Annotated in this window: 17 protein-coding genes; 9 read left to right on the top strand and 8 right to left on the bottom strand. The window is 62.1% G+C overall.

What is annotated here, in order from left to right; genetic code table 11:
• Positions 1-5: 5 nt before the first annotated feature.
• From rpsR to CW354_RS22280, 3 genes are all read right to left on the bottom strand, one after another.
• Complete coding sequence (gene rpsR, locus CW354_RS22290) at positions 6-233, bottom strand: 30S ribosomal protein S18 (RefSeq protein ID WP_104832302.1); 228 nt, start codon at positions 231-233, stop codon at positions 6-8.
• 15 nt (positions 234-248) lie between these two features.
• Positions 249-617 (bottom strand): 30S ribosomal protein S6, encoded by a 369-nt coding sequence (gene rpsF / locus CW354_RS22285; RefSeq protein WP_104832301.1) that lies wholly within the window; start codon positions 615-617, stop codon positions 249-251.
• 193 nt (positions 618-810) lie between these two features.
• On the bottom strand, positions 811-1,836 hold the full coding sequence (locus CW354_RS22280; protein WP_104832300.1) for a glycosyltransferase family 4 protein: 1,026 nt from the start codon (positions 1,834-1,836) through the stop codon (positions 811-813).
• 199 nt (positions 1,837-2,035) lie between these two features.
• Between CW354_RS22280 and fabD the strand changes: the two genes are divergently transcribed.
• The 7 genes from fabD to gmk all read left to right on the top strand — a co-directional run bounded on the left by fabD (position 2,036) and on the right by gmk (position 8,253).
• Positions 2,036-2,971 carry an ACP S-malonyltransferase gene (fabD, locus tag CW354_RS22275; protein ID WP_104832299.1) on the top strand — a complete coding sequence of 312 codons (936 nt, stop codon included), beginning with the start codon at positions 2,036-2,038 and terminating at the stop codon, positions 2,969-2,971.
• Positions 2,972-3,012: 41 nt separating this feature from the next.
• A complete protein-coding gene (gene fabG / locus CW354_RS22270; protein ID WP_104832298.1) occupies positions 3,013-3,750 on the top strand; it encodes a 3-oxoacyl-[acyl-carrier-protein] reductase in 738 nt (245 codons plus the stop codon).
• Between the two features lie 202 nt (positions 3,751-3,952).
• Positions 3,953-4,189, top strand: a complete 237-nt coding sequence (locus CW354_RS22265; RefSeq protein WP_104832297.1) for an acyl carrier protein — start codon at positions 3,953-3,955, stop codon at positions 4,187-4,189.
• A gap of 144 nt (positions 4,190-4,333) precedes the next feature.
• Positions 4,334-5,620: a beta-ketoacyl-ACP synthase II gene (fabF, locus tag CW354_RS22260; protein ID WP_104832296.1), complete on the top strand. Its 1,287-nt coding sequence runs from the start codon at positions 4,334-4,336 to the stop codon at positions 5,618-5,620.
• 109 nt (positions 5,621-5,729) lie between these two features.
• Positions 5,730-6,716 carry an endolytic transglycosylase MltG gene (gene mltG, locus CW354_RS22255; protein ID WP_243396510.1) on the top strand — a complete coding sequence of 329 codons (987 nt, stop codon included), beginning with the start codon at positions 5,730-5,732 and terminating at the stop codon, positions 6,714-6,716.
• Positions 6,713-7,600, top strand: coding sequence for a YicC/YloC family endoribonuclease (locus CW354_RS22250; RefSeq protein ID WP_207764954.1), 888 nt, complete (start codon positions 6,713-6,715; stop codon positions 7,598-7,600). Before mltG ends, CW354_RS22250 begins: the two co-directional genes overlap by 4 nt.
• A gap of 8 nt (positions 7,601-7,608) precedes the next feature.
• A complete protein-coding gene (gene gmk, locus CW354_RS22245; RefSeq protein ID WP_104832294.1) occupies positions 7,609-8,253 on the top strand; it encodes a guanylate kinase in 645 nt (214 codons plus the stop codon).
• Between the two features lie 35 nt (positions 8,254-8,288).
• On the opposite strand, the gene CW354_RS22240 is transcribed toward gmk, so the two are convergent.
• Together CW354_RS22240 and CW354_RS22235 are read right to left on the bottom strand one after the other, a co-directional pair.
• The gene (locus CW354_RS22240) at positions 8,289-9,677 is read right to left on the bottom strand and encodes a sodium-dependent transporter (protein WP_104832293.1); all 1,389 of its coding nucleotides are present in this window, start codon (positions 9,675-9,677) and stop codon (positions 8,289-8,291) included.
• Positions 9,674-10,213, bottom strand: coding sequence for a GNAT family N-acetyltransferase (locus CW354_RS22235; RefSeq protein WP_104832292.1), 540 nt, complete (start codon positions 10,211-10,213; stop codon positions 9,674-9,676). Before CW354_RS22235 ends, CW354_RS22240 begins: the two co-directional genes overlap by 4 nt.
• A gap of 108 nt (positions 10,214-10,321) precedes the next feature.
• Between CW354_RS22235 and CW354_RS22230 the strand changes: the two genes are divergently transcribed.
• Positions 10,322-11,176: a LysR family transcriptional regulator gene (locus CW354_RS22230; RefSeq protein ID WP_165793903.1), complete on the top strand. Its 855-nt coding sequence runs from the start codon at positions 10,322-10,324 to the stop codon at positions 11,174-11,176.
• Positions 11,177-11,205: 29 nt separating this feature from the next.
• On the opposite strand, the gene CW354_RS22225 is transcribed toward CW354_RS22230, so the two are convergent.
• Complete coding sequence (locus CW354_RS22225; RefSeq protein WP_104832290.1) at positions 11,206-12,939, bottom strand: bifunctional helix-turn-helix transcriptional regulator/alpha/beta hydrolase; 1,734 nt, start codon at positions 12,937-12,939, stop codon at positions 11,206-11,208.
• Between the two features lie 161 nt (positions 12,940-13,100).
• On the opposite strand from CW354_RS22225, the gene CW354_RS22220 reads away from it, so the two are divergent.
• On the top strand, positions 13,101-13,796 hold the full coding sequence (locus CW354_RS22220; protein ID WP_165793902.1) for a VPLPA-CTERM sorting domain-containing protein: 696 nt from the start codon (positions 13,101-13,103) through the stop codon (positions 13,794-13,796).
• An 88-nt stretch (positions 13,797-13,884) separates the two neighbouring features.
• Here the strand turns inward: CW354_RS22220 and greA are convergent, their stop codons facing one another.
• Both greA and carB read right to left on the bottom strand, forming a co-directional pair.
• Positions 13,885-14,358 carry a transcription elongation factor GreA gene (gene greA, locus CW354_RS22215; protein WP_104832288.1) on the bottom strand — a complete coding sequence of 158 codons (474 nt, stop codon included), beginning with the start codon at positions 14,356-14,358 and terminating at the stop codon, positions 13,885-13,887.
• A 235-nt stretch (positions 14,359-14,593) separates the two neighbouring features.
• A complete protein-coding gene (gene carB, locus CW354_RS22210; protein ID WP_104832287.1) occupies positions 14,594-17,920 on the bottom strand; it encodes a carbamoyl-phosphate synthase large subunit in 3,327 nt (1,108 codons plus the stop codon).
• Positions 17,921-18,112 lie beyond the last annotated feature (192 nt).

The raw sequence follows: 18,112 nt of genomic DNA, 5'->3' as shown, positions 1-18,112 counted from the left end.
CGTGCTTACTCCGATACGTAAGGAAGAAGCGCCAGGGTGCGGGCGCGCTTGATGGCGCGCGCAAGTTCGCGCTGCTTCTTGTGAGAGACGGCGGAAATCCGCGACGGAACGATCTTGCCGCGCTCGGAAATGAAGCGCTGCAGGAGTTTCGGATCCTTGTAATCGATCTTCGGCGCGTTGTCGCCGGAGAAGGGGCAGGTTTTGCGGCGTCTGAAAAACGGTTTGGCCATGATTGATCCCTTTCCTCGTTAACGCCGGTCGCGGCGGTCGCCCCGGTCGCCTTTGTCGTTGCGGTCGCGGCGCGACAGAACGGGCGAGGGGTCGGCGTCTAGCTCGTCGACGCGCACGGTCAGCGACCGCAGGACGTCGTCATTGATCCGCTCCTGGCGTTCGAGCTCCTGCACGGCGTCGGCGGGGGCGCTGATATTGAAAAGGCTGTAATGGCCTTTGCGGTTTTTCTTGATCTTGTACTGGAGATTGCGAAGGCCCCAATATTCGGACTTCTCAATCTTGCCGCCATGATCGGTGACGACCTTGGCGAGCGTTTCGGTCAGACCCTCGACCTGCGCGGGCGAGATGTCCTGACGCGCGATAAAAATGTGTTCGTATAGCGGCATTGACGCCAGCTCCTCGTCTGGGCGACGGAGACGTTTGGACCCTGTCTGCTGGCGACCGGGAAACGCCTTCGGCTCATGACGCTAAGGGACCATCCCTTAAACCGCCCCGTAAAAGGGCCGGCGCGCCTGACCGTCGCTCGTGAAGACGGCGGACATAGCCTACGGGCAAAGGTCTGGCAAGCGCTGGAAAGCCTTAATTTCCGCCGAACCAGCGGGTGAGAAGCCGCTCGAAAAAGGCGACGGTGGCCGCTTCGCTGTAATGGGCGCTGGCTTCGGCCTTCGCAGCTTCGCCAAGACGGGCGGCGAGCGCCGGATCGGCCTCAAGCCGGCGGACGGCGGCGGCGAGCGCTCCGGCGTCGCCGGCCGGGACCAGGAGCCCGGTTTCCCCGTCTTTCAGGTAATCGGCGGCCCCGGCGGCGTCGGTGACGATCTGGGCCTTGCCGAGATGCATGCCGCCCACAAGGGTGACGAGGCCGCACGGGGTCTCCCGGCTGCGCAAGGGGATGAGGGCGGCCGTGGCGTGCTGGACGATCCCCCAGGCCTCCTCGAAGGGCAGGTTGAAACGGACTTCAAGGTTTGCCGGCGGATCCAGCCCCTCGAAATTATGGGGCCGGGCGACGGCGACAAAGCGCGTCTCAGGCATGGCCCGGGCCGCTTCGCACAGGACGGCGTAATCGCGCGCCTCGCCGCCGAGCGCAGCGAAATACTCGCCCTCGATGGCGCGGGGCTGAACCGCCGAAAGCGGCGGCGCGACGCCCCAGGGCGCGCGCAACAGCTTCTCAGGGGGAAGCCTGAAATAATCTGCGTAAAGCCTTTGTTCCGCATCGGTAAAAACAGCCAGGGCGTCGACCCGCCTGAAGGCGCGCTGCATCAGCGCCTTGCGCAAACCGGTCGGCAAATCGGTAAAATTAAAAGTGAAGGCGAAATGGCGCGCCCCGGTTTTTTGGGGATTTGCGACCCATTGAGTCCAGGCCGTCGCCCAGGGTCCGTGGCTGATTACGAGGTCGAAGGGCTGTTTCGCGGCGTCTGCGGCGAGCGTCCTGGCGGCGCGCCATCGGTCAAGGGCGGCGGGGCGGGATTGGCCCGCCATGGAATAGCCCCGCCAGTCGAGGCGGCGGCCGGCGACCTCGAAATCCGGGTCCATCAGATCGCGGATCCACGCCCAGCCGGGCTGTGCAATGGTGGAGATGTTGGCGATGCGAATGGGCGGCGGGCTCATTGTCTGATCAATCCGGGTCTCGTCACGCTGACGCTTTGCACCTCTCTTCCCCCGTTTGCGGGGGAAGTGTCCAGACGCATTTCTTTGATGCGGCTGGACAAAAGGGGGATTTGGACGAAAAGCTCTCCAACCTTGCCCTTCCGCGCCAGCGTCGCTATGTCCGCGGGCCTGATTAATTATGAAGGAGCGGCGCCGGGCGATGACGCGGGCTTATATATTTCCGGGACAGGGCAGCCAGGCGGTGGGCATGGGATCGGCGCTGGCCGACGCCTTTCCCGCCGCGCGCGAAGTCTTCGAGGAAGTGGACGAGGCGCTCGGCGAGAAGCTTTCAAAGCTGATGCGCGAAGGCCCCATGGAGGCGCTGACGCTGACGGCCAACGCCCAGCCGGCGCTGATGGCCCACTCCATTGCGGCGATGCGCGTTCTTGAAACGGAAGCCGGCGCCGATGTCTCGAACGCCATGTTCGTGGCCGGCCATTCCCTCGGCGAATATTCAGCGCTTTGCGCGGCGCGCTCGATCAGCCTTTCGGACACGGCGAAGCTTTTGCGCATTCGCGGCGAAGCGATGCAGGCGGCGGTTCCCGTGGGCGAAGGCGCCATGGCGGCGCTGATCGGCGTCGATCTTGAGGGCGCGCAAAAGGCCATCGATGCGGCGGAAGGCGAGGGCGTTTGCGAAATCGCCAATGACAACGCGCCGGGCCAGGTGGTGATTTCCGGCGAGAAGGCCCGCGTTGAAGCGGTTTGCGCAGGGGCTAAAGAATTCGGCGCCAAGATCGCGAAATTGTTGCCGGTTTCGGCGCCGTTTCACTCTTCGCTGATGGCGCCCGCCGCCGAGCGCATGAAACAAGCGCTCGGCGAAACAAAGATCGTTGCGCCGGCGACGACGCTGGTCGCCAATGTCACCGCGAAAGACGTCGCCAATCCGGCCTCGATCCGCGATCTGCTCGTGAAACAGGTGACGGGCCGGGTGCGCTGGACCGAAAGCGTCCAGCACATGACCAAGGAAGGCTGCGAATTGTTTGTGGAAGTCGGCGCCGGCAAGGTTCTCTCCGGCCTCGTCAAACGCATCAACCGCGATGTGCGGACCGTCAATGTGGGCGAGCCGGCCGACATCGACGCTTTTGCGAAAGCGTAAGACCCAAGACGTCATCCGCCGTTGAAAGAAAGGGATGCTCCATGTTTGATCTGACAGGCAAGCGGGCGCTTGTCACCGGCGCCACGGGCGGCATCGGCGAAGCGGTCGCAAGGGCGCTGCACGCGCAAGGCGCCAGCGTCGCCATTTCCGGCACGCGTGCGGAAAAACTCGAAGCGCTTGCGGGCGATCTCAAAGAACGCGTCCATCTTGCCCCTTGCAATCTGTCCGATCTCGACGCGGTGGACGCGTTGCCGAAGACGGCGTCCGAGGCCATGGGCGGGCTCGACATCGTCATCTCCAATGCGGGCGTCACTCGCGACAATTTGATGATGATGATGAAGCCCGACATGTGGGACGAGGTCTTGAAGATCAATCTCACCGCCTATTTCCGGCTCGCCAAAGCGAGTTTGCGCGGCATGACCAAGCAGCGCTATGGGCGCATTATCGGCGTCACTTCCATTGTCGGCGTCACCGGCAATCCGGGCCAGGCGAACTACGCCGCCTCCAAGGCGGGGATGATCGGCATGTCGAAATCCCTCGCGGCGGAAGTGGCGGGGCGCAACGTCACCGTGAACTGTATCGCGCCGGGCTTTATTGCGACGGCGATGACGGACGCCTTGAACGATCAGCAGAAAGAAGCGATTCTCGGCAAGATTCCCGCAGGCGCCATGGGCGCGCCGGAGGATATCGCCGCCGCGGCGGTCTATCTCGCCTCTGAGGAGGCGCGTTATGTCACGGGCCAGACCCTCCATGTGAATGGCGGGATGGCGATGGTATAGGCTGATAAAATGCTGTCCTTAGGAAAAATCGGGCGTCAGTTTTGACATTGCAACAATCTGCAATATGCCGTAATTCGCCCCCGAACCCGCTCACAGCCAGCTCAAGCCGGTTTCGAGCGGCCCCGTTTAACCCCCGCCGGGAACCCGTCTTTCTGGCGCCGGCAGAAAATCGTAAAGATCCGTTTTTACCAAGGAGCGTTGAATGTCTGATCTTGCAGAACGCGTGAAAAAAATTGTTGTCGAGCATCTCGACGTGGATGCGGCCAAGGTTGAGCCCAAGGCGAGCTTCATCGACGATCTCGGCGCGGACAGCCTTGATATCGTCGAACTCGTGATGGCGTTCGAAGAAGAATTCGACGTTGAGATTCCCGATGACGCCGCCGAGACCATTCAGACCGTCGGCGACGCCATCAAATTTATCGAAGAACAAAAGTCTTAAGACCGGCTGTTCTTCCCGATAACGAGCCGCATGGGTCCTTTTCGCCTCGGCGGCGCCGTTTGACGGGTTTTTCATAAAACCGCATCGGCGCCGGCCGGTTTCCGGGCGAGAGCCCCGGCTCCTTAAAGGTTTGGAGTGGGTTTGATGCGCCGCGTTGTCGTTACAGGAATGGGACTGGTCACGCCTTTGGGGGCGGGGCTCGATCCCGTATGGCGCCGGCTTATCGATGGCGAGTCGGGCGCCGGGCCCATCGAACAGTTCGACGCATCGGACCTGCCTTGCCGCATCGCTGCCTCGGTGCCGCGGTCGGACGGCTCGCGCGGCGGCGATAAGGCGGGCGACGCGGCGTTCAATGCGGACGATTTCGTCGAACCGCGCGAACAGCGCCGGATCAACGAGTTCATCACCTTCGGCATCGCCGCAGCGCAGATGGCGTTCGACGATTCGGGGCTTGAGCTAAAAACCGAAGAAGAGCGCGACCGCGCCGGCGTCATGACCGGCTCCGGCATTGGCGGGCTTTCCGGGATTGAGCACGAAGTGCTGGTCTTGAACAATAAAGGCCCGCGCCGGGTGTCGCCCTTCTTCATCACCGGCAATCTCATCAATCTCGTCTCCGGCCAGGTGTCGATTCGGCTCGGCATGAAGGGCCCCAACCACGCGGTGGTGACCGCGTGCTCGTCGGGCGCGCATGCGATCGGCGATGCGGCGCGGCTCATCGCGCTCGACGATGCGGATGTGATGCTGGCGGGCGGCGCGGAGGCTGCGATCTGCCCCATCGGCATTGCGGGCTTCTCGTCTTGCAAGGCGCTCACCACCCATTTCAACGATACGCCGGAAAAGGCCTCGCGCCCTTACGACAAGGACCGCGACGGCTTCCTCATGGGCGAGGGCTCGGGCTTCGTCATGCTCGAGGAATATGAGCGCGCCAAGGCGCGCGGCGCGAAGATCTACGGCGAAATCGTCGGATACGGATTGTCGGGCGACGCCTATCACATCACGTCGCCGGCCGAAGACGGCAATGGCGGTTATCGCTCCATGGAAATGGCGCTGAAGCGCGCCGGGCTCCAGCCGAAAGACATCGACTATGTGAACGCTCACGGCACCTCGACTCCGGTGGGCGACGAGATCGAGCTGAAAGCCGTGGAGCGGCTTTTCGGCGACGCGGCGGACGGCCTCGTCATGTCCTCGACCAAATCCTCCGTCGGCCATCTCCTCGGCGCCGCGGGTGCGGTGGAGGCGATTTTCTGCCTCCTCGCCATGCGCGACGGCGTCGCCCCGCCGACCCTCAATCTCGACAATCCGTCGGTCGAAACGCCGATCAACCTTGCCCCTAAAGAAGCCGTTAAAAAGCCGATTAATATCGCGCTCTCCAATTCCTTCGGTTTCGGCGGCACAAACGCCTCTCTGGTGATGCGGCGCATTGACGGCTAAACTGCCCTGGAATCGGAGGGCAGGGCGAGCGACAGGCATGACGGGCGGCGGTAAAAGCGCATTGGCATCATGGCGCCGAAAGAGGCGCTCCGGTCAGCGGGGCGGCGCGGTGAAGTCCGTCCTCCTGTTTCTGGCGGGGCTTGCGGCGCTGGCTGCGGCGGCCCTCGGCGTCGGCGGCTGGCTCGGCTATCGCGCCGCGACGGAGCCGGGCCCCGCGAGTGACGCCGTGATCGTTCTCCTGCCCCATGGCAGCGCCGTTTCGACCATCGCCCAGCAGCTGGAAGACGAAGGCGTCATCAAGCATCCGGAAATTTTCATCGCCGCCGTGCGCATTCGCGGCGTGCAAGGCGAAATCAAGGCCGGCGAATATGAAATCCCGGCGCGTTCGAGCGTCATGGAGATCATCGACCAGCTCATGGAGGGCAAAAGCATCCTCCATTACTTCACCGCGCCGGAAGGCCTGACGACGGCGCAGATCATCCGCCTCCTGAACGCCGATGAGGTGCTCGAAGGCGAGGTGACATTAGAGCCGGGCGAGGGCGAGCTCTTGCCCGAAACTTTCGCCTACACGCGCGGGGAGACCCGCGACGGGCTGTTGCGGCGGATGATGAAGGATCAGGATGCGCTGCTCGATGAAATCTGGGACGAGCGCGCCATGGAGCTTCCCTTCTCGACGCAAGGCGAGGCGATCATCCTCGCCTCCATCGTCGAAAAAGAAACCGGCGTGCCTGAAGAGCGCGCGCGCATCGCCGCGGTCTTCGTCAACCGGTTGAAGCGCGGCATGCGCCTTGAGTCCGATCCGACCATTATTTACGGCCTCACGGAAGGCGAGCCCCTTGGCCGGGGCCTCCGGGTCAGCGAATTGCGCAAGGAAACGCCGTACAACACCTATATCATCCGCGGCCTGCCGCCGACGCCCATCGCCAATCCCGGCGCGGCGTCCATCAAAGCGGTTTTAAACCCGGCGGATACGGACGACATCTTCTTCGTCGCCGACGGCACGGGCGGCCATGTTTTTTCCTCGACCTTGCGCGAACATAACGCCAATGTCGCCAAATGGCGGACCATCGAGCGCCAGCGCAAAGGACGCCAGTGACAAAAACATTTTCATCCATGACCGGCTTCGCCCGCGCCGAAGGTGCGCATGAAGGCTGGCGCTTTGTCTGGGAAGTCCGCTCGGTCAACGGCCGCGGGCTGGAATGGCGCGCGCGCCTGCCGCCCGGTTACGATGCGCTCGATCCCGAGATGCGCAAGCTTGCGAAGCAGAAACTCTCGCGCGGCTCGCTCAATATCGGTCTCACGCTCGCCTCGGATCGCTCGGACTCCGGCTATCGCATCAACGAAGCGATGCTCGCCGACGCCGTTTCCATGATCAACAAGCTGCGCCTCAATGTGGAATGCGCGCCGCCGAGCGCCGACGGGCTCCTGGGGCTTCGCGGCGTCATCGAGCAGGCGGAAGAGGAATTGAGCGCGGAGGCGCGCGAGGCTTTGTTCGCCGCGCTTCTCAATTCTTTTGGCGAGGCGCTCGACGCGCTTGTCGCCGCGCGGCGCAAGGAAGGCGCGTCCATGGGCGCGGTTATCGCCGGCCATTTCGAAACCATCGAAAAACTGACCGCCGACGCTGCGGCGAACGCCGCCGCCATGCCCGCCGCAATCCGCGACCGCATCGCCGCCCAGCTGAAAGAACTGCTCGACGGCGCCGTGCCGGAAGACCGTCTCGCCCAGGAAGCCTCGCTGCTGGCCATCAAGGCCGATGTCAGGGAAGAGCTCGACCGGCTCTCCTCCCATGTGAGCGCGGGCCGGGCGTTGCTCGCGCGCGAAGGCCCCGTGGGCCGCGATCTCGACTTCCTGACCCAGGAATTCAACCGCGAAGCCAACACCTTATGCTCGAAAGCCCAGGATATGGAGTTGAAGCGCATCGGCCTCGAGCTTAAACGGGTCATCGACCAGCTGCGCGAACAGGTGCAGAATATCGAGTAGGAAGAAAGATGATCGGCGGCGATCTCAAAGTGGCCCGCAGGGGCCTGATGTTCATCCTGTCGAGCCCCTCGGGGGCCGGCAAAACAACGCTCGCCGAGCGGCTTCTCGAAAAAGACGACGAAATGGTTCTCTCGGTCTCCGCGACGACGCGCCAGCGCCGCCCGGGCGAGGCGCACGGCAAGGACTATTATTTCGTCTCCGAAGAAGAATTCACGCGCATGCGCGATGAGGGCGAGTTCCTCGAATGGGCGAATGTCTTCGGCCATTATTACGGTACGCCCCGTTCATTGGTCGAAGACGTGCTTCGTCAGGGCAAGGACGTTCTGTTCGACATCGACTGGCAGGGCGCGCAGCAGCTCGATGAGGTGGCGGGCGAGGACGTGGTCAAGGTCTTCATCCTGCCGCCCTCGCGCGAGGAGCTCGAACGGCGCCTGCGCCAGCGCGCGCAGGACCCTGAAGACGTGGTGCAGCGGCGCATGGCCAAAGCCGACGCCGAAATGTCCCACTGGGCCGAGTACGACTATGTCATCGTCAATTACGACCTCGACGAATCCGAAGAACTCCTGCGCTCGATCCTCTTCGCCGAGCGGTTGAAGCGCCGTCGCCAGATCGGCCTCGCCGCCATCGTTAAGGAGATGATCGGCGAGGGGTGAGTTGGTGAAAGAGGTAAGCTGCTTAAGGCTTGCTTCTAAATCACCAGGTGGATGAACACCGCCGCCACGGCGAGCGGCGCCACATAGCGGATCAGAAAGCGCCAGACCCGGTAGGCTTTGCCGGAGGCGAATTCGCCGCGCAGGAGCGTCTTCGGCGCCGCCCAGCCGGCGAAGATGGCGACGCCCATGCCGCCCAGCGGCAGGGAGATTTCCGTCGTCAGGTGGTTGAGCCAGTCGAAGAGGGTTTTTTCCGCGTCCCACAGCCGCACCTCCGACCAGATGTTGAAAGAGAAAACGGAAACCAGCCCCAATGCGCCGGCGATGGCGGTCAGGCGGAGCGTCCAGACGCGCCGCGAGGCGCCGTCATTCGCCAGCGACGCGGCCATGGGCTCGATGAGGGAGAGCGTTGACGTCAGGGCGGCGATGACAAGCAGCGTGAAGAAGAGGCCGCCTGCAATGGCCCCGCCCGGCATGGCGCCGAAAGCGACCGGCAGGGTTACGAAAATAAGCCCCGGGCCTGCGGCCGGATCGAGACCGAACGCGAAAACGATCGGAAAGATCACCATCCCTGCGGCGAGGGCGCAAAGCGTGTCGAACAGCGCCACCCATGCGGCGGCGCGGGGAACGGAGACATGCTCCGGGATATAGCCGCCATAAGCGATCATCGCGCCGACGCCGAGCGAGAGCGTGAAAAAAGCATGGCCCGCGGCGGATAGCGCCGCTTCCGGCGTCAGCGCGGAGAAATCCGGCGTAAACAGAAAGCGCAGCGCAGCGCCGGCGTCGCCTAGCGCCGCTGCGTAAACGCCGAGCGCGACAAGCAGAAGCGCCAGCAGCGGCATCAGCCATCTGACCGCCCGGTCGAGCCCGCCGCGCACGCCGCCCGCCGCGATCGACGCTGTCGCGCCGAGAATGACGGCCTGCCAGAAGATCATCTCGCCCGGGTTGGCCAGGAGCGTATCGAAATGCGCCGCATAGTCTTCCGGCGCGAGCCCCTGCATCGATCCGGAGACGGACTTTACGGCGTAGGCGAGCGCCCAGCCGGCGACGATGCTGTAGAAACTGAGAATGACGATCGCCGTTCCGGCGCTGAGCCAGCCAAGCGCGTTCCATAACCGCCCTTTGCCGCCTGTTATTCGTCCGAAGCATCTGGAGACGGCGGCACCGCCGCGGCGGCCAAGCGTCAATTCCGCAATGAGGATCGGCACGCCAATGACGGCGACCATGCCCAGATAGAGAATGACAAAGGCGCCGCCGCCATTCGCGCCGGCCATGTAAGGGAATTTCCAGATATTGCCGAGCCCCACGGCGGAGCCCACGGCCGCGGCGAGAAACGCAAAGCGGGATGACCATACGGGCGCCGGCGCCGTGGTGGGCTCTGAAAGAGAAATGCTGCTTGCGGCGATATTGGCTGTGTGCTCGCTCATGCCGCGCTCCGTGACTTTTCAAGCTGCTTGGTCATGGCGACGCCGGTCATGAAGAGCCCGTCGACTTTCAGTTTTTTTTCGCCGGTCGCGGAAAAACCGAGGGCCTCATAAAAAGCCCGTCCGTTAAGGGTCGACAAAAGCGAAAGACGCAGAACGCTGGCTTCGGCTGCGTCCTTTTCGATGCGGTCGAGCAACCGTCTGGCGACGCCGCGCCGGGTCCAGCCCGGGCGCACATGCACGGAGCGTATTTCCGCTTCCGGCAGGGTCGGCCGTTTTGGCAGGGCGCTTAAACTGATCGCGCCGGGCCGGCACCAGGCGGCGCAACCGATGACCAGAGGTCCGGCCACAGCCACCCAGCAATTGGCCTTCTCGATAATTTCGCTGAGGATCGCCTCGCCATGTTCCAGAAAAGCGGCGATTTGCGCCGTCTCATAGGACATCGAGGCGAGCTCCCGCATGGAGCGTTGCTGTATTTCCGCCAGAGCAGGGAGGTCCGCGGCGATGGCGCGGCGTATTTCGAAATCTGTCATTCTCATCAACTTTTCTTATGCAAATCAAAGCGAGACTAAAAAATCTCATAAAATATGCGGCTTATAGAAAGCCAGCCAATTGATTTGAGAACATTCTTCAATATTATTGATGTTATGTTTGATCAGGATCTTCTGCGCACTTTTGTCCGAATTGTCGACAGCGGCAGCTTCGCCGCCACGGCTGAGCAGCTTGGGCGAACGCCTTCAGCCGTCAGTATGCAGATGAAGCGCCTTGAAGAAGCGGCTGGTCGCCGTCTTCTTGTGCGCAGCGCGCATGGCGTTGCGCCAACGGCGGAAGGCGAAACTCTGCTCATTCATGCTCGTCAGATTCTTGAGGCGCACGAGGCGGCGTTTGATGCAATGATGGCTGCACGCGGCGGGAAAAGCCTGATCATCGGCACGCCGGACATGTATGTGAAAGCGCTCCTGCAGCCGCACCTCGCCGAGTTCGTCCGCGCCTTTCCTGAAACTAGCCTGCATGTCGTGGTCGACGGCTCGAGCGAACTGCTGCGCCGTTTTGACGAGGGCGCGCTTCATCTTGCGCTGCTTACGGAATATCAAATCAACGATGACCGTGGCGATCTCGTCTATAGCGAGCGCGGCTTGTGGGCGTGTAAGCGAAACACCGACATTCACAAAAAGACGCCTTTGCCGCTGGCGCTCGCTTTTGAGGGGAGTCACTACCGGCGCCTCGCGCAAGACTTCCTGCGCCGCCATAAGCGTATTTATCGCATCGCTGTCGCCAGCAACCGGCAGCATGCAATTCAGGCGGCCATCGACGCAGGCGCCGCTGTCGGTCTCTTGCCGGAATCCTGGCTGCTGGCGTCCATGCGCGAGCTAAAGCAAGCCGACGGGTTTTTCGAGGCGCCGCCGCTGACTGTGCGTATGCGCGCCAAAAAACGGCTTTCCGCCGCCGGCGAATGGTTCGTCGACCGCCTCAGGGCCTCACAGGCGGAACATGCGCGATGAGACGGCTATGACGCGCACGTAAGCGTACGTCACCCCAGGGTCTCGATCTTGCGCAACACATGCTGCCAGTGGGTGAAGAGCAGATACTGGCCGGCGTTTTCGACCCAGGTGACGGTGCTTTCGGGAACCCGCTCGCAAAACAGTTCGATGCGCGAAGGCGGGACCATGACGTCGCCGAGGCCGTGAATGATGTGCATGGGCGTTGTCAGTTTCTGCGCCTCGTCCACATAATCTTTCGAACGGATGACGCATTCCCGGCAATAGGTTTCGCATCCCTGCTGGATGGTGTGATGGAGCGCGCGCACCATCACCTCATAGGTTTCCTTTTGCTTCATCGCCTTTTCGTCGGCGGGAATGTCCCAGGTGAGGGCGTCGAGAAAGCGGTCGTGATTGCCGCTCCGTATCAACGCGGCGCCGGCGCGCGTGATGAAGGGCAGGAGCTGCGGCGCATAGCGCGCGACGGTGTAAACCTGGCGCTGGCGCACGGGCAGGTCCTTCAGCCATTTGTCTTTCCAGATCGGCGCGTGGCTGACTGCGATCAGCGCCTTCACGCGATGGGGATAACGCCGCGCAAAACGCATGGCGTAGATTGAGGCGATGCCGTGGCCGAGCACGACGGCCCGCTCGATATGGAGGTGGTCGAGAAGTTCGCAGAAATCCGCGGCGACGGCGTCGATAAAGGCGTCGTTTTTCTGATTGGGCAGCTGGTCGGAATAGCCGAAGCCGGGGCGCGAGGGCGCCAGGATGCGGATGTCCCGTTTCTCCGCGGCGAAGAGCGCGCTTGGCGTCCATTCCGCGCCGTAAAGCATGTTGTGCGCGAAGAGGACCGGGGTTCCCGCTTCTGCGCCCTGTTCGCTGTAGGAGAGGCGGCGCCCGTCGCGCAGGGTGAGGGCGCTGCGGCGCAAAGGCACGTTCGGCGCGCTCTTGCCCGTGGCGAGGTCGGAATGTTGCAGCATGGTCGTCAGATTGGCGAGCAGGGCGCCGAAAAGCCTGATGATGTCTGCGATGGAGTTCGTGCCGGTTTTTTTCTGAATGGATTTAATCTGTGTCCTGATGGTGTTGATGGATTTGTCTCTTTGTTCGGCGATGTCCTGGACCTGCAGACCCTGAATCAGTCCGAAGGCGATGTCGACCTCCACATCGGAAAGGGCATAGGCCTGACGCAGCACCTTTCTTTGTTCGGGGTTCAGCGAAAAACTTGAAAAGGTGAGCAGGAAGCGGACGCCGCTTTCCAGATATTCGGTGTCGATATTGACCTTTGACAACAGCGCGCAGCCATTTTGCTCGCGCCAGGCGCCGGTGAGCGGTACGACGCGGAGATTGTCGTCTTTGGTGAGTTCGTCGATGGCGTTTTGAACGGCGCTTTCTGTTTTGGGATCGACGCCGAAATCGGCAAGGCGCGGCATGTTTGTGGCGATCGCGCCGCGCGCGGCTTCATTGAGAGCCGTAATGGAAAGATCGCTGTCAAGAATAATGGCCGGTCCCGGCGCCGATTCGGCGATGGCGGAGGCGCGGTTTCCGGACATTCTCTTGCGTCCCAGCGTTTCCAGCAGCGTCAGGGCCGTTTTGAAGTGCCGCTCGGCGGGGGCCTGCCCCCGGGCGTCTTTCCTGGAGCGAAGGCTGGTGAGATAAGTCTCCACCGTCTCCATGAACTGGTCGTAGTGTTCCGGCGACAATGTCGTCGCATAGATGTCGGAAATGAGCTGATCGCTGATCTGCGTCCATGTATCGTCGGACAGGCCTTCCCCCTCAGGCGCTTTCATTATCGTCTCCCCCGATATCAAAAAGTTCCGGCTTATCACCAATAGAGGTGAAAGCGTTTTGCAAATTTTATGCTTTTTGTGAACTGTCGCCGCCGCGTTTCGGCGGGATTTTATTGTAGTTTATGCAAGGGGGAGCGGCCGCGCGCCGCCACAGGACAAGCATGAGTCAAATCAGGAAAAGGTTCGCCGCCAGCCTTCAATTGGCGGTTTTCGGTGCTGCATCGTTGGTCATTGCAGGACAGGCGCAGGCGGCGACGCTTGTGCTCGATCCGACCGCCGATGGCGACGTCACGACGTTTGGCGGGGACGCCGTTGATACGACGGATGGCGCGCTGAGCATTTTGCAGTCGGGAGGAAACATCACAAACGCCATCCTGGAGTTCGATCTCGGCGTTATTCCCGACGCTGCAACCATCGATTCCGTAAGCCTGTCGGTCGTGCTTGATCGCTTTGTCAGCAATACGGGCGGCAATCCGGCGGAATTCGACGTCTTTGCATATGCGGGCGACGGCGTCGTCGATATTGCCGATTATGATGCGCCCGGGTCTCAGGTGATCGACGCGCAACTGCCCATTGGCGGCTCGTCAGGGGATGTGCTGGCGACGGTCTTCAGCGACGTTTCGCCGGTTCAGGCGCTGCTGATCGGCGACTTGCTGACGCTGCGCCTTGAAACAGACAGTTTCGCATCAGTTCAGATCGCTTCGCTTGAAACGCTGAAGGACCTGAGCGCGTCGTTTCTGACGATCAATTACACCGTGCCGGAAGTCTCCGAAGTGCCGGTTCCGGCGGCGCTTCCGCTTTTGCTTTCGGGGATCGCCGGTCTTGGCTTCGCGTCGCGCCGGCGTAAATCGGCCTGACGCGTTTTTCGCTCTATAGCGAAAGAAAAAGCCGGCCCCCGGGGAGAGGGGCCGGCTTTTTTGCATTCAAAACTCTGCGGGGCGGCGTTTATTTGTAAACAACCTTTTCGATCTCGTAGGCGCGCGCGCCGCCGGGGGCCTGAACCTCGACCGAGTCACCGACGGACTTGCCGATAAGGGCGCGGGCGATGGGTGAAGAGATCGAAATCCGGCGCTGTTTTACGTCGGCTTCAAGGTCGCCGACGATCTGCCAGACTTTTTCTTCTTCGGTGTCTTCGTCGATCAGGGTGACGGTCGCGCCGAACTTCACGCTGTCGCCGTCGAGTTTGGCGACGTCGATGACCTCGGCGCGGTTATATTTGTCTTCGAGCTCGAGAATCTGCGATTCGATCCAGCCCTGACGCTCCTTGGCGGCGTGGTATTCTGCGTTTTCCGAGAGGTCGCCATGGGCGCGCGCTTCGGCGATCGCCTGAATCACCGCCGGGCGCTCCTCATTTTTCAGCTTTTTCAAATCCTCTTCCAGCTTCTGATAGCCGGCGAGGGTCATCGGAAATTTTTCCATTGCTCCGCCCTTTCTCCTGGCGACGAGGAGAGGCCCGGATTGGCCGCTCCTTCCTGCACGCTTTCGGGTCTCGTTTTGGACTCTCAAGCTAAAAAAATAGCGCGGCCCGAGGCGTTTGCGCCGGGCCGTCGCTGATTTGCCGAGCCGGGTATTTAATCAGTCCGGAACGGGATTTCAAGGCCGGGGCGCCCGGAACTATCCCCATAGTCCTTTGGAAACTAATGAGTTTTTCTAATTATTCTTGAAGCGCCGCCGCCGCGTCCGTCGCGAAATAGGCCTGCAGCGGCGCGACCTCAAGATCCCCGGCCCGCATGGCCTCGATGGCCCGGACCGCCGCCCGGGCGCCCGCCGCCGTCGTGATGCAGGGGATTTTCTGGGCCAGCGCCGTGGTGCGGATAGAGCGCGAGTCCTTGATCGACTGGGCGCCTTCCGTGGTGTTGAAGACCATCTGGACTTCGCCGTTTTTAAGCGCGTCGACGATATGCGGCCGGCCTTCCAGCACCTTGTTGACCTTGGCGACGTCGAGGCCCTGGTTTTTCAGATATTCCGCCGTGCCGCCGGTGGCGATGATCGTAAAGCCCATGTCGAGGAGCTTCGACGCCGCGCCGACCATATGCGCTTTGTCGCTGTCTTTCAGCGAGATGAAGACGCAGCCCTTCATGGGGATGCGCGCGCCGGCGGCGATAAGGCTCTTCGCCCGCGCCTTGTCGAAATTGACGTCGATGCCCATGACCTCGCCGGTGGAGCGCATTTCCGGTCCCAGCACCGTGTCGACGCCGGGGAAGCGCGCGAAAGGAAAGACGACTTCTTTCACCGCCACATGATTAAGCGCCGGCCAATGAAGGTCGAGATCCTTGATCTTTTCGCCGGCCATGACTTTCGCGGCGATGCGCGCCACGGGAAGCCCCACGGCTTTCGCGACGAAGGGCACGGTGCGCGATGCGCGCGGGTTCACCTCGATAATATAGATGTCGCCGTCCTTGATGGCGTATTGCACATTCATGAGGCCGACGACGCCGAGCTCCAGCGCCATGCGGCGTGTTTCTTCTTTCAACTCGTCGATGATTTGTTCGGACAGCGTGTAGGGCGGCAGGGAGCAGGCGCTGTCGCCGGAATGAACGCCCGCTTCCTCGATATGCTCCATGACGCCGGCGATGAATACGTCTTCGCCGTCTGCAATGGCGTCCACATCCACCTCGACGGCGTTTTGAAGATAATGATCGAGGAGAAGCGGTTCGTCTTCGTCGATCTCGATCTGGGCGGTGGCGAGATATTGGTTGAGCGAAGCCTTGTCGCGCACGATCTCCATGGCGCGCCCGCCGAGAACGTAAGAGGGCCGCGTCACCAGCGGATAGCCCACCTCTTCGGCAATGGCGGGGGCGGCTTCGCGGCTCGGCGCGGTGGCGTTTTTCGGCTGTTTGAGCCCGAGCTTCTGCACGAGTTTCTGGAAGCGCTCGCGGTCTTCGGCGAGGTCGATCGCATCATAGGGCGTGCCGAGCAGGGGAATGCCTTCTTCTTCCAGGGTGCGCGCCAGCTTCAAAGGCGTCTGTCCGCCATATTGCACGATGACGCCGAGAAGTTCGCCCTTCTCGCGTTCCTTGGCGACGATTTCGAGAACGTCTTCGGCGGTCAGCGGTTCGAAATAAAGCCGGTCCGAGGTGTCGTAATCGGTGGAGACCGTTTCGGGGTTGCAGTTCACCATGATCGACTCGACGCCGATATCGGCGAGGGCGAAAGCGGCGTGACAACAGCAATAATCGAACTCGATGCCCTGACCGATGCGGTTCGGTCCGCCGCCGAGGATGATGACTTTCTTGCGGTCGGACGGTTTAGATTCGCAGGCTGGCGTTCCGCCAAAAGACGGTTCATAGGCGGAATACATGTAAGGGGTCTTGGCCTCGAATTCCGCCGCGCAGGTGTCGATGCGTTTGAAGACGGGGCGGACGTCGCGCGCGCGCCGGTGCTCGCGCACTTCCTTTTCCGTTCCTTCGCATAATTGCGCGAGGCGCTTGTCTGAAAAGCCCATGGCTTTCAGCGCCCGCAAGGCGTCCGCGTCATCGGGCAGGCCTTCGCGCGCGATCTGCTTTTCGGTTTCGACGATTTCCGAAAGCTGTTCCAGGAACCATGGGTCGTATTGAGTGATGGAGCGGATCTGTTCCAGCGGCAGTTCATGACGGAACGCTTCGGCCGTGACGCGCAGCCGGTCCGGCGTCGGCGCGGCGAGCGCGGCGCGGAAGGCGTTGACGTCGTCGTCTTCGCCGAGCCCCGGTATCTCGATGGGATCGAGGCCGGAGAGCCCGGTCTCGAGGGAGCGCATGGCTTTTTGCATGGACTCCTTGAAAGACCGGCCGATGGCCATGGCTTCGCCCACCGATTTCATGGCGGTCGACAGCGTCGCTTCCGCGCCCGGAAATTTCTCGAAGGCGAAGCGCGGGATTTTCGTCACCACGTAATCGATGGTCGGTTCGAAGGAGGCGGGCGTCGCGCCGGTGATGTCGTTGTCGAGCTCGTCGAGCGTATAGCCGACGGCGAGCTTCGCCGCGATGCGTGCAATCGGGAAACCGGTCGCTTTTGAGGCGAGGGCGGAGGAGCGCGAGACGCGCGGGTTCATCTCGATGACGACGAGGCGTCCCGTTTCCGGATTGACCGCGAATTGCACATTGGAGCCGCCGGTCTCGACGCCGATCTCGCGCATCACCGCGATCGAGGCGTTGCGCATCATCTGGAATTCCTTGTCGGTGAGGGTCAGCGCCGGGGCGACGGTGATCGAATCGCCGGTGTGCACGCCCATCGGGTCGACGTTTTCGATGGAGCAGACGATGATGCAGTTGTCCGCCTTGTCGCGGACGACCTCCATTTCATATTCTTTCCAGCCGAGGAGGCTCTCGTCGATCAGGACTTGGCCGACGGGGCTCGCTTCGATGCCGGAGCGGACATAATGCTCGAACTCCTCGCGGTTATAAGCGACGCCGCCGCCCGTGCCGCCGAGGGTGAAGGCCGGGCGGATGATGGCGGGCAGGCCGATGTCTTCGAGATAGGCCATGGCGTTTGAAACGCCCGCCGCCCGGTCATAGCCGACCGTCCTGCCTTGCTCGTTCTTGATGGCGGGTGAAGCCGCAATCGCCGAGCGCGGGTTTTCAAGCCCGATCTTCTCCATGGCGACGCGGAATTTCTCGCGGTCTTCGGCTTTTTCGATGACGTCGGCCCGGGCGCCGATCATCTCCACATTGTATTTTTCGAGAACGCCCGCCTGTTCGAGGTCGAGGGCGCAGTTCAAGGCCGTCTGGCCGCCCATGGTTGGCAACAGCGCGTCCGGGCGCTCGCGCGCGATGACCTTTTCCACGAATTCCGGGCTGATCGGCTCGATATAGGTGGCGTCGGCGAGCTCCGGATCGGTCATGATCGTCGCCGGGTTCGAATTGACGAGGATGACGCGGTAGCCTTCCTCCTTCAGCGCTTTGACCGCCTGCACCCCGGAATAGTCGAATTCGCAGGCCTGCCCGATAATGATGGGACCGGCGCCGATGATGAGAATGGAGGAAATATCTGTGCGTTTCGGCATACCTTACTCGCGCGCAGCCTCGCCGGACGGGCGGGCCTGCAGAGGCGGCCGCACGCGCGCGGGGAGGCGAGAATCAATTGTCGATTAAAGCGCTGTCTTAGGGCAAGCTACGGACGAGCGAAAGGCCCCGAGGGAAAGAGTTTTCAAGTTCTTCCGAATTTTTCGGCAGCGCCTCAGTTTGCCTTCGCCCTT

Source organism: Hyphococcus luteus (assembly GCF_002943565.1).
GTDB classification, from domain to species: Bacteria; Pseudomonadota; Alphaproteobacteria; order Caulobacterales; family Parvularculaceae; genus Hyphococcus; species Hyphococcus luteus.
This window is presented reverse-complemented; position numbering and strand designations above follow the sequence as displayed.